This window comes from Fodinicola feengrottensis, from assembly GCF_010993775.1.
GTDB classification, from domain to species: domain Bacteria; phylum Actinomycetota; class Actinomycetes; order Mycobacteriales; family HKI-0501; genus Fodinicola; species Fodinicola feengrottensis.
The window spans coordinates 64,422-77,341 of sequence record NZ_WOTO01000028.1 but is presented as its reverse complement, the minus strand read 5'-3'; the positions used below and the strand labels follow the sequence as shown (position 1 = coordinate 77,341).

Annotated in this window: 16 protein-coding genes and 2 pseudogenes; 7 read left to right on the top strand and 11 right to left on the bottom strand. The window is 64.3% G+C overall.

Translation table 11 applies throughout. The features are described from left to right. Nucleotides 1-17: 17 nt before the first annotated feature. The 6 genes and pseudogenes from GNX96_RS54975 to GNX96_RS24865 form a co-directional block, all read right to left on the bottom strand. Nucleotides 18-563: pseudogene (locus tag GNX96_RS54975) on the bottom strand (acyltransferase domain-containing protein); the annotation flags it as partial. Then, nucleotides 518-862, bottom strand: a complete 345-nt coding sequence (locus GNX96_RS24885; RefSeq protein ID WP_163569931.1) for an acyltransferase domain-containing protein — start codon at nucleotides 860-862, stop codon at nucleotides 518-520. The pseudogene GNX96_RS54975 and the gene GNX96_RS24885, both read right to left, overlap by 46 nt. Then, nucleotides 859-1,890, bottom strand: a complete 1,032-nt coding sequence (locus GNX96_RS24880; RefSeq protein ID WP_163569930.1) for an HAD-IIIC family phosphatase — start codon at nucleotides 1,888-1,890, stop codon at nucleotides 859-861. Before GNX96_RS24880 ends, GNX96_RS24885 begins: the two co-directional genes overlap by 4 nt. Beyond that, nucleotides 1,887-2,843, bottom strand: coding sequence for an acyl-CoA dehydrogenase family protein (locus tag GNX96_RS24875; protein WP_279581401.1), 957 nt, complete (start codon nucleotides 2,841-2,843; stop codon nucleotides 1,887-1,889). Before GNX96_RS24875 ends, GNX96_RS24880 begins: the two co-directional genes overlap by 4 nt. Continuing rightward, nucleotides 2,821-3,042, bottom strand: coding sequence for a hypothetical protein (locus tag GNX96_RS54970; RefSeq protein ID WP_279581400.1), 222 nt, complete (start codon nucleotides 3,040-3,042; stop codon nucleotides 2,821-2,823). Before GNX96_RS54970 ends, GNX96_RS24875 begins: the two co-directional genes overlap by 23 nt. After that, nucleotides 3,032-4,153, bottom strand: coding sequence for a 3-hydroxyacyl-CoA dehydrogenase NAD-binding domain-containing protein (locus tag GNX96_RS24865; RefSeq protein ID WP_279581418.1), 1,122 nt, complete (start codon nucleotides 4,151-4,153; stop codon nucleotides 3,032-3,034). Before GNX96_RS24865 ends, GNX96_RS54970 begins: the two co-directional genes overlap by 11 nt. A gap of 281 nt (nucleotides 4,154-4,434) precedes the next feature. On the opposite strand from GNX96_RS24865, the gene GNX96_RS24860 reads away from it, so the two are divergent. The 4 genes from GNX96_RS24860 to GNX96_RS64745 are packed head-to-tail and all read left to right on the top strand — an operon-like array spanning nucleotide 4,435 to nucleotide 6,805. Beyond that, nucleotides 4,435-4,689, top strand: coding sequence for a phosphopantetheine-binding protein (locus GNX96_RS24860; protein WP_163569927.1), 255 nt, complete (start codon nucleotides 4,435-4,437; stop codon nucleotides 4,687-4,689). After that, complete coding sequence (locus GNX96_RS24855) at nucleotides 4,686-5,867, top strand: AMP-binding protein (protein WP_163569926.1); 1,182 nt, start codon at nucleotides 4,686-4,688, stop codon at nucleotides 5,865-5,867. Before GNX96_RS24860 ends, GNX96_RS24855 begins: the two co-directional genes overlap by 4 nt. Before the next feature lie 22 nt (nucleotides 5,868-5,889). After that, nucleotides 5,890-6,684, top strand: a complete 795-nt coding sequence (locus GNX96_RS64750; protein WP_390624134.1) for an AMP-binding protein — start codon at nucleotides 5,890-5,892, stop codon at nucleotides 6,682-6,684. Then, nucleotides 6,569-6,805, top strand: coding sequence for an AMP-binding enzyme (locus GNX96_RS64745; protein ID WP_390624138.1), 237 nt, complete (start codon nucleotides 6,569-6,571; stop codon nucleotides 6,803-6,805). Before GNX96_RS64750 ends, GNX96_RS64745 begins: the two co-directional genes overlap by 116 nt. Before the next feature lie 85 nt (nucleotides 6,806-6,890). On the opposite strand, the pseudogene GNX96_RS67355 reads toward GNX96_RS64745, so the two are convergent. The 4 genes and pseudogenes from GNX96_RS67355 to GNX96_RS24825 all read right to left on the bottom strand — a co-directional run. Beyond that, nucleotides 6,891-7,423: pseudogene (locus tag GNX96_RS67355) on the bottom strand (transposase); the annotation flags it as partial. Nucleotides 7,424-7,545: 122 nt separating this feature from the next. Next, complete coding sequence (locus GNX96_RS24835; RefSeq protein WP_163569924.1) at nucleotides 7,546-8,478, bottom strand: HNH endonuclease; 933 nt, start codon at nucleotides 8,476-8,478, stop codon at nucleotides 7,546-7,548. 4 nt (nucleotides 8,479-8,482) lie between these two features. Next, nucleotides 8,483-8,794, bottom strand: coding sequence for a hypothetical protein (locus GNX96_RS24830; protein ID WP_163569923.1), 312 nt, complete (start codon nucleotides 8,792-8,794; stop codon nucleotides 8,483-8,485). A 791-nt stretch (nucleotides 8,795-9,585) separates the two neighbouring features. Beyond that, nucleotides 9,586-10,143: a TetR/AcrR family transcriptional regulator gene (locus GNX96_RS24825; protein WP_163569922.1), complete on the bottom strand. Its 558-nt coding sequence runs from the start codon at nucleotides 10,141-10,143 to the stop codon at nucleotides 9,586-9,588. A gap of 235 nt (nucleotides 10,144-10,378) precedes the next feature. Here GNX96_RS24825 and GNX96_RS54955 point away from each other — a divergent pair, with 235 nt between their 5' ends. From GNX96_RS54955 to GNX96_RS24815, 3 genes are read left to right on the top strand one after another with little or no spacing between them, the layout of a single operon-like run. Continuing rightward, nucleotides 10,379-10,744, top strand: coding sequence for an alcohol dehydrogenase catalytic domain-containing protein (locus GNX96_RS54955; protein ID WP_279581397.1), 366 nt, complete (start codon nucleotides 10,379-10,381; stop codon nucleotides 10,742-10,744). After that, the gene (locus GNX96_RS61455; RefSeq protein ID WP_313885779.1) at nucleotides 10,629-11,213 is read left to right on the top strand and encodes a zinc-binding dehydrogenase; all 585 of its coding nucleotides are present in this window, start codon (nucleotides 10,629-10,631) and stop codon (nucleotides 11,211-11,213) included. Before GNX96_RS54955 ends, GNX96_RS61455 begins: the two co-directional genes overlap by 116 nt. Nucleotides 11,214-11,217: 4 nt before the next feature. Beyond that, entirely contained in the window at nucleotides 11,218-11,655 is a 438-nt protein-coding gene (locus GNX96_RS24815) for a YchJ family protein (RefSeq protein ID WP_390624133.1), read from the top strand. Nucleotides 11,656-12,201: 546 nt separating this feature from the next. Here the strand turns inward: GNX96_RS24815 and GNX96_RS24810 are convergent. After that, nucleotides 12,202-12,819, bottom strand: a complete 618-nt coding sequence (locus GNX96_RS24810) for a TetR/AcrR family transcriptional regulator (protein WP_163569921.1) — start codon at nucleotides 12,817-12,819, stop codon at nucleotides 12,202-12,204. Nucleotides 12,820-12,920: the final 101 nt, after the last annotated feature.

The window sequence follows — 12,920 nt, the reverse complement described above, 5'->3', positions numbered from 1 at the left end:
GTCCGGTGATGCGCGAGCAGCGTACGCAGGCCGGCGTCAAAACGTACAGTTTCGGTCAGTTGCCGCGTCCAATAGCGCGGATCGGTGGCCTCCGCAGCGGTCAACCAGGTCCCCGAGATGTTCGACACCACGGGAATTCGCGGCGGCCGCAGGTCGAGGCCGGCGATGACCGCATCGAGCTGATCGGTCAGTTGGTTTAGCTGCGTCGAGTGGAACGCATGCCTGGCGGCCAGTCGCTGACATGCCACCTCCGTACGCTCGAGTTCCCGCTGCAGTCGCACCACGTCGTCCACAGGACCGGCTACGACACAGAGCGACGGCGTGTTGACCGCGGCCACGGACAGCTCCGCGGTGATGAGGGAACGTACCCGGTCCTCCGGCAGCAGGACGGCGAGCATGGCCCCCTCGTCGAGCGTTTCCACCGCTTTGGCCCGTGCCGTGACCAGCAGCGCGGCGTCGGCAGGGGTGAACACCCCAGCGACGGTCGCCGCGATGATCTCGCCGAGGCTGTGGCCCATCACCGCGTCCGGCCGTACACCGGCTTCCAGCAGCGTCTCGGCCAGCGCGACGCCGACGGCGAAGGTGGCCGGATGAGCCGCCAGCGTACGGTCCAGCGACTGCTGCGCCGGATCGGGTTCGTCCCGGCCGAGCAGCCGCCGCAGAGATCTGGCTCCGCCGTACGAATGGGTTGGTCCACGTCCGGGTAGATGACGGTGTGCAGGTCGAATCCGAGCAGCGGCGACAGCAGTCGGCAACACCTGTCGACGCCGTCCCGGAACACCGGCTCGTCCTGGTAAAGCTGAGCACCCATGCCTGGATACTGGTCACCGGCGCCGGTGAACATGAAGGCGATCCCGCTCACATTTGGCTCCAGGTCGAGGAAACGGTCACGTGCGGTGCAGGAGTGGTCGGTGTCCCGTGGTGTTCCAGCAGCTGTACGCCGTCACGGCTGCCGACCGCACGGAAGCCGGCCAGCCGGTAGCTGATCCGCATCGGCCGGTTGACTGGCGTCGGGACGAATTCGCCGCGCAGTCGGGTTTTCTGCCGCTGGCTCTGGGTTATCAGGTCGTGCAGCAGAACTGTGCCGATTCCTCGTGCGGACACCCGGCAGGACATCAGCAACAACTTCACCGTCCACACCTGCGGGTCGTGGGTCAGCAATGCGAGGCCGACGATGCCGTACGAGCCGAACCGGTCGGACAGCTCGACGACGATCAGGTCATGAACCGCCGAGCTGGCCAGCTCGGCCAGCTCGGCCCGCGAGTACGGGTAACCGGTCGCGTTGAGCTGGTTTGTTCGTACCGTCAGTTCCTCGGCGCGGTCGAGGTCGCCGAGTGCGGCCCGGCGGATCGTCACGTTCATCTGCAATGACGCCAAGAACTCCGGCGCCGGGCCGGTGAAATCCTGTTCGGCGCGCCGACGGCGGAATTCCGCGTGGTACATCAGCCGCCGGCGCCGACCCTCGCCGGTCACCGCGGCCGGAGTGAGATCCGGACGGGTCAGCAAGGCGGGGATGTCGGCGTCGGCGACTCGTACGTCCGGGTGAGTGCTGGCGACCTCGGCCCGTTCGACCGGGTCGTCGTCCACGAACAGCAGGGTGTCCAGGCCGATCGACAGTTCTTCGGCGATCCGCCGTACCGAACCGGATTTCGCACCCCAGCCTAGCTGTGGCACCAGGAAGTAGTCCGACAGGCCAAAATCTCGTAGCGCGGCGGTCGCGCGGGCGCCGTCGTTGCGGCTGGCGATCGACTGCAGGATCCCCCGGCGGTCCAGTTCCCGCACGGTGTCGACCACGCCCAGCCGCAGGTGAATCGCGTCATTCTCCAGCAGGACACCATTCCACACCGTGTCGTCCAGGTCCCAGACCACGCATTTCACCAGCTCTGTCATGAGCGGCCACCGGCGAGCCCGTATTCGGTGTAGCCGTACCGGCCGATCAGTTGCTGGTGAATTTCGTTGCTGCCTTCGATAATCTCCAGCACCTTCGCGTCCCGGAAATACCGTTCCACTGGCGCGTCGGCGGAACAGCCGTACGCGCCGTGAATCTGGACCGCGTCGCGGGCCGCGTCCACCGCGTTGCGCGCCGCGACATATTTGGCCATGCTGGCCGCCATCGGTGCCTGCGGATCGCCGGCATCCAGTAATTCGGCGGCCTGCCGGCACAGCAGGCGGGCCGCTTCGGTGCCGGTGATCATCTCGGTGAGCATTCGGTTGACCAACTGATGGTCTATCAATGCGGAGTCGCCTTGGCGGCGTTCGGTCGCGTACGCCACGCTTGCGTCGGTACACGCCTGCGCGACGCCAACACCGCCGGCCGCGACGCTGAGCCGGCCCAGCGTGAGGGCGTGGCCAGACACCAACGGATGCGCGTTCCGGGCTCGACCGACGACCGCGTCGACGCCGATGGGGCAGCCGTCGAATGCCAGGTGTGCGAGCTCGGCGCCGCGGCAACCGAGCAGTCCTCGTACCGGTTCCCGGGTCAGGCCCGGGGTGTCCGCGGTGACCAGCAACGCGGTCACGCCGTCGTCTTCTCGCGCGAAAACCAGGAAAACGTCGGCGACCTGACCGCCACTTACCCACGTCTTCTTTCCGGAGAGCCGATATCCATCACTCTGCCGCACGGCCACGGTATCCACCGGCCGGCCGTCGCTGCCGGAACCGGGCTCTGTCAGCGCGAATCCCGCGAGTGCTCGTCCGCTGGTCAGCATGGGCAGCCACTGGTCGCGTTGGTCGTTTCGGCCGCACCGAAGGACGGTCCTGGCCACCATGTCATGTGCGGTCAGAATCGTCCTGGTGGCGCTGCAACATCGGCCGATCTGTTCATGCAGCATCGCGTACGTCATCAGATCGAATCCGCGGCCACCGTGCGCCGGCGGGACAAACGGCGCGAAAAAAGCCCTGTCCCGCCAGGATTGTCCGCAGCCCCGGATCCAGGTGCTCGCGTTGGTCGTGCCAGCTCGCGCGGGTGCCGATTTCCGCTCGCGCGAACTCCGCGAACCCGCGGATCGCGGCGGACCGCTCCTGGATCGGCTCAACGAGCACTGGGTTTCCTCGCGACGAGGGCGGCGATCGCGTTCACCGTGGCGAAGTTCTCCATGTCCAGGTCGTCATCCTCGACGATAATCCCGAACGCGCGCTCGACGAACAAAACCAACTGCACGGCGAACAGCGAACTGAGGTGGTATCGCAGGAACATCCGCTCGTCGTCGGCCAGCCCGTCCAAACCGGCCGCATCGACGACGAACACCCGTACACGGTCCCGGATCCCGCTCACATCCACCGGCATGTCAGCTCCCGGCCGCCGGATCGTACGCGAAGAAACCAGCTCCGCTCTTGCGACCCAACCGGCCTCCTCGACCATCTTGCGCAACAACGGACAGGGCCGGTATTTGCTGTCACCGAACGCCTCGTACAACATCTCGATGCTGTTCAGCACCGTGTCGATCCCGATCAGGTCGGCGGTGGCCAGTATCCCCATCCGATGTCCGAGACCACCGGTGAAAAGTCGATCGATCGCGGCCGGCTCCGCGACGCCTTCCTCGACCAGGGACGTGGCCTCGTTGACCGCCAGCATGAGCACCCGATTCGTCACGAATCCCGGCGAATCTCGGACGCCAACCGCTTCCTTTCCCATCCGATCCAGCAATTCCATCACCCGCGCGACCGTTGAGTCGGAGGTGTCACGGCCTCGGATCAGCTCCACGGTCGGTTTCAACGGCACCGGATTCATGAAATGCAGGCCGACCACCTGATCGGGCCGATCCGTCGTCGCGGCGATCCTGGTGATCGGAATGGTCGACGTATTCGCCGCGAAAACGGTTGCTGTCGGACACGTCCGACTCAACTCCTGGTAGACGGACTGTTTGATATCCCAGTTTTCCGGGACGTTCTCAATGACGATGTCGGCGTCCGCGAGACTTTCGTAGTCTACCGAGGGATGAATCCGCTGGAGCAGCTCTCGACTGCCGGTCGTCGTACCGGCGCCGCCGTCCAGCAGTCGGTACATTCGGGCGTTCACCCGGATCTCGTCCACCGCGTCGGTCAAAGTCCGCGCGTCCACGTCGACAAGCACGACGTCAACGCCACTTGCCGCAACCGCGTGGCACACTCCGCGACCAATCACGCCAGCTCCAACGACACCGACCAGCTCCACACTCAAGCCGACGACCTCTCGTCTGGTATGACTCCCGACCCGGGGAGGCAGGACAATCGACAGTCTGACATCACCGGGCACCGCGACAGAAGGCCGCAAAGCCGGGAAAACTCGGGAAATCCCTGCACTCGCGGGTTCGTCGTACGGGCATTGATCGGTGCACGGAAGTACGCGCGTTCGCACCTGCCCGCACCGTGCGAGAGGCAGCGAACGTTCGTACTGACGCCGAGCGGACGCAGAACCGGAAACAGGGTTGTCGGCGACGACCTGACGGGAGCAGCGTGACTTCTCAAGACCAAGTCGAGCAACTGGTCATCGACGTGTGGCAGGCGGCACTGCGGGTAGCCGACATCGACATCAACGATGATTTCTTCGCGCGCGGCGGACATTCCGTCCAAGCAATGGCCGTAGTCACCGCCCTGCGTGAGCGGTTGGCCATCGAGCTGCCGGTCAGCCTGATCTTTGAGGCGTCGACAGTCGCGGAATTCGCCGCCGAAATCAGGCGCGTACTCGCGAACAAACAACAGGTTCCATGAGCGGCGACCAATTGGTGGCACTCGACCTTCGGTCCATCGGCAGGCGTACCACTGGCCCGGCAGGCAGCGCCGAGATCACCATCCCGCTGCCGGACCCAGTCGTCACCGCGATCGGAAAACTCGCAACCGAAACGAAAACTAAGTCCTTCGCTGTCATTCTGACCGCACTGGCCGCGACCTTTTCCCGCTACACGGGGCAAGCCCGCGTACCGATTCTCGTCGCGCCAGGGGGTCGCTGGCAACTTTTCGACCTCGAAATCGACGGCGATCCGGTCTTTCGCGAACTGCTGCGCCGAACTGCCGCCGGTGACCTCGTTCCGGATCCCACCGACCCCGCGATGTGCCAGGTCGCCGCACACCACCGCGGGACCGTTCCGCCGGATCATTCCCCACGTGTGCGCTTTTGCGTTGAATCGGCGCAGATACGCATCACGTACGACAGCGCGACGATCGATGACGGCGCCATTGCGCGGTTCGCCAGCCACCTGCTCACGCTGCTGACCGGCGCGGCCACCGAACCGGACACCCCGCTGAGCAAACTGCCGCTGTTATCACCCGCAGAGTTCACCATGATGCTCGACCGATGGAACGACACTGCTCAAGACCTGCCGCAAGACCGTTGCCTGCATGAACATTTCACTGCTCGCACCGAATTGACTCCCGACGCGGTGGCGATCATTCATTCCGACGGCATCCTTACGTACGCTGACCTCGACGCCGCGAGCAACCGTCTTGCCAGCCATCTTCAGACCCTCGGCGTCGGCCCCGACACCATCGTCGCCATCTGCCTCCGCAAAACGCCTGATCTGGTGATCAGCATGCTGGCCATTCTGAAAGCCGGCGGCGCTTTCCTGTCGCTGGATCTCGAATACCCAACCGCGCGACTGGAATTCATCCTTGCTGACTCCGCTTGCCGAGTCGTCATCACCACCAGCGACCTGACCGGGAAGCTGCCTCCCGGTACTGGGGAAACGGTCGAACTCGACCAACTGCTGGCTGGGCCAACGAATCCCGGACCGCCACGTTCAGCCGTCACGGTCGACAATCTCTGTTATCTCATCTACACGTCCGGATCCACTGGTACGCCGAAGGCCATCGCCGTCACACACCGCGGAGTGGCCAACAATCTGCTCGATCTGAACACACGTTTCAGCCGGCCACGGCGACGCTGTCATTAGCTTGTCGTCACCCAATTTCGACATGGCCGTGCCAGAACTGCTGGGGATCCTCATCGCCGGCGGCACCGTCGTGCTCCCCACCCTGACGCGAGCCCGCAATCCACGGCACTGGTCGCAACTCATCACCGAACATCAAGTCACCATCTGGAATTCGACACCCGCGCTGCTGGAGATCCTGCTCGGCTCCATCGAATTCCGTGGTGGCCCGGCACTGCCGACGGTGCGCCTGGCGATGCTCGGGGGTGACTGGATTGACCTCACCCATCCCGAACGCCTTCGCGCGATTTCACCGAGCGTACGGTTCATTGCTCTCGGTGGCATCTCGGAAGCCTCCATTCACTCGACCATCTACGAGGTCACCGACCGCGACCCTGAATGGCGAAGCATCCCGTACGGCCGTCCGATGGCCAACCAAACCACGTACATTCTCGACACCGCTGGCCAACTCGTACCCGTCGGGGTGCCGGGTGAACTCCATATCGGCGGTATTGGCCTCGCCCGCGACTACCTCAACCGCCCCGACCTGACCCAAACGAAACGAAATCCACTGGCACGCACCCGACGGCCGCACCCGCCGCCTCCTGCGAACCGGAGACATCGCGCGATACGGACCAGATGGCATCATCGAACTCCTCGGTCGTATCGACTTCCAAACCAAGATCAACGGCCTACGCGTCGAACTCGGCGAAATCGAGGCGCACCTGCTGGGTTATCCAGCAATCGCGCGCGCCGTCGTCACCGCCCGCCGTACCAAAGGCAATCATCAGCTTGTCGCGCATGTCGTCCTGCGCTCCAACTATCCCGTCCTGGACACTGATGACCTCATCCAGCACCTCCTCGCCCACCTGCCTAAGGCAATTATTCCTGGCGAGATCGTCACTCTGACCGATCTTCCCTTGACACCCAACGGCAAAATCGACCGAATGGCACTGCCGTAGATCCCACCAACTCGGCCAAAAACTCCGGCCAGCGTTCACACAGGTGACGTTCAACGGATGCCGGATTTTAGTTGCCCGAGCGGGAGATTCCCTTGAGACCGTCGCAAACCGCGATGCACACGTCGTTGGTGCCGCGGTTCTTGATCTCCGATAGCACCCGCATCCAGCACTTGGCGCCCTCCCCGTCGCCGTGCTCACCGGCCACAGCCCGAGGATGTCGCGGGTGCCTTCGGTGGCGACGGCCAGCGCGACGTAGATCGGCCGGTTCTGCCACTCGCTCATGCCCTCCAGGACCCGGTCGGTGATCGCGGAGATCGTCGTCTTGGACGCGGTCGCATCGTACACCTCGGCCAGGTGCGCCGAGATTCTCCCCGGTGGTCAATTCCTTCGCGGACAACGAAATCACGAGGTCGTCGATACCTGATGCGCGTCGCTGCCGCCGGCCCAGCCTCGGTCGCCAACGTTGGACCGCTTCCCGTTACGGAGTTACCGCCGTCCCGACCGACCGGATCATGCTTGGAATAACGAGATGCTCTCATCCATCTCCCCATCCAGAGCCGACTCGACCACGATCTTGGTCAACCGAGCCAGCAGCCCACCCTCACCGGTCAGCCTCAACCCCTCGCCCCGCGCTGGCTCGACACGGGTTCAGGTCTGTTGAGACGGATGGGGTGATGGTTCGTCTGCAGGGTTGTGGGCCGCCGGGTGTGGTGGTGCCCGGCGGCCGGGTGGGTTTTTTTCTATGCGGCGAGTTGGTTGATGCCGCGGATGGGTCTTCGTTCGCGGTCAACGTACGCGGGCGGTAGGAATTCAACGATTCCGTTGACGATGCGTACGTCCCAGCCGCCGTGATGGACGAGGCGATGGCAGCGGTCGCACAGGAGCACGCAATTGTCAAGGCAGGTATGCCCACCGTCGGCCCAGTGCTGCACGTGGTGCCCCCTGGTCCAGCGGGGTGGTCGGCCGCATCTGGCGCAGCCTTTGTCTCGCGTTATCAGGGCTTTGCGTAGGGCTGGTGTGATGAGTCGTTCGTTGCGTCGTCGACGTCCAGCCAGCGGCACGCTGTCGCTGCCCAGCACGATCGGGATGATGTCCGCGTCGCACGCGAGCCGGCGGACGCCTTTGGGGGAGATGGGTGCGCCGCTGTGTGGGTATGCGACTCCGAGGCGGTCGCGGAGCATGTCCCAGTTGATGGTGATGGTGAGATGCGGCCGCTCGGCGCCCTGGACGGGGGGTTTCCCGGAGTCCGCGATCAGATTCAACGCTTCCGCGAGCGCGTCCCCGTTGCGTTCGGACACTGACCGCTGATCAGGGGTGCCATTCTCGGCGGGGCGGGGTTTGGCCAGGGGGCTCAGAATTTCACTGAACAAAGTGCCGGTTTCCCCGTCGAACGAGCCACTGAAGTTCAGGCGTCCGTCTGTGCCGGTGTGTAGGGATAGTTCGCGGCGTGGTTTCTCGTTTTCGTGTTCGGACGGCGCCGGTCCGTCGGGGTCCAGGTGATCATGGATCCGTCGCCCGACTTTGGCTAGGCCTGGTGCGGTGTACCGTTTCGCGTGTTCCACCAGCGACGCTTCGGCTTCTTCGCGGTCTTTGATGGTCACCCTGGCCGGGAGCCTGGTCACGACCCCAACAATCGTGTCGATTTGGGAGTCCGCGAGTTCCCCGCGGCGCATCGCCTCACTCGCGATGCTGAGTGTGGGTGCGAGTGTTTCCCCGGTGAGGGCTTGGCTGGGGGCACAGGTTCAGGGCTCGTTTGTAGCGTCGGGATGCCTCTGTGGGGGACAGTCGAAGGAGGTCTTGCAGCATGCCCAGGGTGTTGCGGTGCCCGAGCGTCTTGCCGACGTTTCCCCGGTGGATCGCCGCGACAATGTCCAACACTTCGACCTGTAGTAGCCGGACCGCTTTTTCTTTCTCCTGTAGCAGCTCGCCGAGCTCGTCCGGGTCACACCTCCAGAGCTCTGGAGAGGTGACTTCGTCGCCGGCGGCCATGACATTAATTCTACCGCCGGCACCGACAATATGATCGCGTACGGGTAATCAGGAAATGCGTACTTTCACAATAACCCCAACGAAACATAGAGCGCGCGCGTTCAACGTTTTGTGAGCGAAAGCGTTGGGATGGACGGTGCGGTTGCTCCTGTGACTGCAGTGAAACCTGAGAAGATCACGCCAACAAATATCGCAAATTTAGAAGCGACACGCTACTACTAGGCCGGCAGTTTCCTAGCCGGAGTTTCCGGCCTTTCATGATCAACATCGACGAACCCGCTGGTCAATGAGCATGACTCGGACGCCCCTGGCGTATTACCCAGGTTGCCAGATTCTCGCTATGACGTACCTGTAGGTGGTGGCGCAGGAGTGCGGAAGTCTATCGCCAGGCGAGACCCGACAAGAATCGCGGTCCCTGCGCTACTGGGTAATACCGCCGGAAGGGTATCGCAACGAAATGAATTGCCGAGTCCTCAAGCCCGGAAACTCAGCCTAGTGGATATTTGCCGGGCCTCATCGATCGGTCGGGTTGTTGTCCGGCCGCCGAGTGTGGGACTTTGCCCCCGCTCGGCGCGGACAGTGGGGGTTTTGTCCCACTCGCGATTGTCCAAGGGCCTCACGGAAGTGCGACTGGCGCAGAAAACGCGCCGTTCAACGCCAAGAGTCGCCATCTCGGTCACACTCGGCGAACGCCACCAAAAAGGGGCACCGACTCCGCAGAAGTGCAGGTCAAGCCTGCGCTTTGAGGGCGGCTCTTTCGCGCGCCCGACTCGCCCAAGATATCTCTTGAATCAATGCCGGCTTAGTAGGCCGTCCATTAGGAGATTTAGTAGGCGACCGGCCTTGGCTTCATGCTCGGGCCGGGGGGCCACGGTGAAGATGCCGATGAGGGACGCGGCTATGTCTTCGGCGGTGACGTCGGAGCGGAGGTCGCCCGCCGCGCGGCCGGCCTCAAGAATGGTCGTGATGGCCGCCAGTAGCTCGGTCCGGGTTTGGGTGTGCGCGATTTCGCCTGACTCGATCATCGCAAGCAGCGTGTCAAGCATGCCGTTCTTGGTCGCGATCCAGTCACCGAACAAGTCCATCCAGTGCCGCATAGCCGCGGCTGGGGGCAGCTCGCCGAGCAGTTCGCGGGCGCCGGTGGTCAGCCGTACGACCTGGTCCCGGTAGACCGCATCGACCAGCGACTCGCGGGTCGGGAAGTGCCGGTAGAGCGTGGCGATGCCGACCCCAGCCTCGCGGGCGATCGCACGCATCGATGGCTCGGCGTCAGCCGACACGAACACGCGGGTCGCCACCGCGAGCAACTGGTCACGGTTACGGGCCGCGTCCGCCCGTGGCGCGCGCATCTCCCCATCGGTCGAAACGGAACGCGCTCCGGTTGTGTTATGGTCGTCCATGCAAACGGAGCATAGTCCGTTTCGACGTGTTCCCTCGGTCCAAGGAGACAGGCGTACATGCAGCAACAGAGCGATCAACTGCCGACGGGCCAGAGCAGGGCGGTCCAGCTCGAGTCATTCGGCGGCCCCGAAGGCCTGGACATCCGGGATTCCCGCCCCGCAGGCCGGACCGGGACAGGTACGCGTGCGGGTCACCGCGGCCGGTCTGAACCCGATGGACTCGATCATGACCGCCGACGCGAACACCGCCGCCCGGTTTGGCTTGAGCCTGCCAACCGGGTTCGGGACCGACTATGCGGGTGTGGTTGACCAGGTCGGTGCCGGAGTGACCGGCTTCGCAGCTGGCGACCGGGTGTTCGGGGGCGCCCTGTCCCGCGCGGTCGCCGACTTCGTAGTGATCGACCCGGCCGGGGGGATCGCGGCGAACGAGGCCCATCACACCCCCCCGATGGCGTCGACGACCGCACCGCCGCCACCCTCACGATCGCCGGCCGTACGGCATCGGCCGCCCTCGCCGTGGTCGACCTCGGCCCGAACGACACAGTGCTGATCGGCGGCGCGGCGGGCGGGGTCGGGGTGTTCGCTGTCCAGCTGGCCCGGATCGCAGGGGCGCGGGTGATCGGGACCGGATCGGCGTCCTCGTCCTCGATTTCCTGCGCGATCTCGGAGCCGAGCCGGTCGCCTACGGCGACGGTCTGGCCGACCGAGTCCGGGCCCTGGCTCCCGGCGGGGTCACCGCGGCCATCGACCTGCATGGGACGGAAAAACAGTGCACGCCGCAAGGGAACTCGGCGTCCCGGACGGCCGCATCTGCACCATCGCGACACAAGTCGACGGTGTGTCGGCGGCCAACGGCGCGAACGCCGCTCTCGGCGCCCCCTGAAGCGGTCGCCCTGCTGGTCGCGGCGGGCCAACTCCGAGTGCCTCTCGCGGCGAGCTTCCCGGTCGAGCAGATCCGCCGCGCTGCCGAGCTCCAGGCCGGCCGGCACGTACACGGCAAGGTCGTCGTCGATCTCTAGATCGATGAGGGCGGAGAATGGCGGTCATGTCGTCTCGCCCCAAGACCCGCTCGCCGCGGCGATGCCCGTGCGGCGGCATGCCACCGTACGACGAGTGTTGTGTGCCCCGCGCATGCCGGCACCTCTCCTGCCTGCCGCGACCGCGGAGGCCCTGATGCGCTCGCGCTACTACTGCGCTTTCGCCATGGGTGACGCGGCCTATCTGCTGCGCAGCTGGCACCCGACGACCCGGCCGAAAGCGCTGGACCTGCAGCAGGGGCCGCGCTGGGAGCGGCTCGAAATAGTCGCCACCACAGGTGGAGGGCTGTTGCATGTCGACGGCACAGTGGAGTTCCGCGCGTACTACCGGACACCCGACGGCTCACCCGGCGTGATGCACGAGGTTAGCCGGTTCGTACGAGAAAAGGGCCAGTGGACCTACCTCGACGGCCACCAGTTCTGAGCCCGCTTACGTTACGAATGCACCGTGATGCACGGGTGGCCGTTGAGGTTCTTGTGGCCCTGTGTTCCGCGAATTTCGGCGCAGATCTGAGTGCCGTTCGCGAAATTGCGGTTGATGTTTACGTGCATCGGTTTCGGTCCCCATCCGTACGGGACCGTGCAGAGTTCGTTGGACTGGTAGCTCTGCTTTCCCGTTCACGAACAGGATCATAAATCCACAATGGATGCTGTAATTCTTGTTGGAATAATATCCGTCCACGCCTGATACATTCAACTTCTTGCCGTGTACGTCGAAACAGACATTCTGGTTGCAGTGAAGTCCGGTTTCCGCTGCGGCCGGAGCGCCGCTGGCGAAAACGGCTGCGAGCAGGATGGTCAAGACAGCAAAAATTTTCGCGCCTCTGTTCATAACTTTCCTTCTGTGTCGGCAGACCTTGATCTTGACGGCTCGTCTTGCGGGAGTGTTTCCCGATCCGTGTCGAGGCGTCAACGGTTTTCGGCCTGAGCCGAAAATGACTCTCGGGCGCACGCCGAAGAACGGCGCCGTTTATGTTGAGCCGATGCCGTCGCGCAGCATGGCGACCGACACGTCGAGCCACTCGGCGAACGCGGTGCGCCGTCTGGACTTCGGCCGGCCGCGCAGATAGCCGAGCACCTCGTCTGAGGCCAGCAAACGGAAGATCGCGATCAGCTGGGCAGCGATGACCCGCGGCCGGGGAGCGTGCTCGTCGGTGCCCGCTTCGGCTGCCAGTTGCCGGGCCAGCGCGATCTCGAATCGCTCCCACATCAGCCGCATGCGGGCCTGCAGCACGGCACTGTCGCGGACGGTCGCACGCAGCCGTTCCAAGTCGTCAACGGACGGCGTGGCCGACATCTCCGCGCGAAGCAGCGCCTCGATCGCGTCCAGTGGCGTCTCGCCGTCCGCCCGGTCGCGCACCCGCGCGACCGGCCGCTCGCATATCTCGTTTTCACCGTGGAAAACCAGGTCGTCCTTGGCCGGGAAGTAAACGAACAATGTCTTGGCCGAGATGTTCACCGCGTCGGCGATCTCAGCAACGGTCACGTTGTCGTAGCCACGCCCGGCGAACAGTTCGGCGGCGGTGTCCAGGATCGCCTGCCGAGTCATCAGCTTCTTGCGCTCACGCAGCCCCAGCGTCTGGTTCATGGTCGTATGCTACCGGTGATCTACGTCACTCGGTGTAAAAAACAATAGAGGTGAAAAAGTGACTCGACTCCCTTTGGCCGGCGCGGCGGTGGTCACCCCAT